Annotated in this window: 1 protein-coding gene; it reads right to left on the bottom strand. The window is 51.3% G+C overall.

Annotation, left to right across the window (positions count from 1 at the left end; translation table 11 throughout):
* On the bottom strand, positions 1-665 hold a 665-nt coding region (locus tag H6A34_RS14540; RefSeq protein ID WP_477396696.1), incomplete at both ends, for a DinB/UmuC family translesion DNA polymerase.

Genomic DNA, 665 nt, shown 5'->3' on the forward strand with positions numbered 1-665 from the left:
CGACGGGATCGAAAAGGTCGGTTTGTACGGCTGTATCGGGACAGATGTTCCAAACTATCACACCTGCCTTCTTGTATGAATAAATCCCGTCGCCACGCCATTCCGAGCGCAGTGCGGCAACGGCTGAAGACACGATTTCACGCAAATCGTTAGTCGCTACGGGCAAAGTCACCGTTCGGTTAATGGCATGATACGGTTCGGAAGTATTGAAACGGCTTGTATAAACAAACGCTGTTATCGCCCTGCAACAGCTCTTCTGTTCTTTCAACTTACGTGAACACGAGGAAGCGAAGTTTGCAACCGCCTCTTCTACCTTGCCAATCTCACGCAAGCCACGGTCGGCAAAGCTACGGCTTGTGCATATGCTCTTCTTTTGAGGCAGCTCACCTATATCGATACAACTTACGCCTTGCAGCTCTTTCCATGTCCTTACGCCGGTAACGGAAAACATACGACGAACCCAGCTCTCGCTACGCAACGTGAAATCAAGCGCCGTTTTTACACCGCAAAACTCCATCTTACGCACGTTACGCCGCCCTATGCCCCACACATCGCCAATAGCGAGACCTTCAAGAGCCTTCACACGCTTAGCCTCGGTATCTATCATGCACACGCCTTCATACCCTTTGTAACGCTTGCCGTACTTGCTCGCCACCTTGGCAAGG

The sequence above is a fragment of the Marseilla massiliensis genome (genome assembly GCF_016899855.1).
In the GTDB taxonomy this organism is placed as follows: Bacteria; Bacteroidota; Bacteroidia; order Bacteroidales; family Bacteroidaceae; genus Prevotella.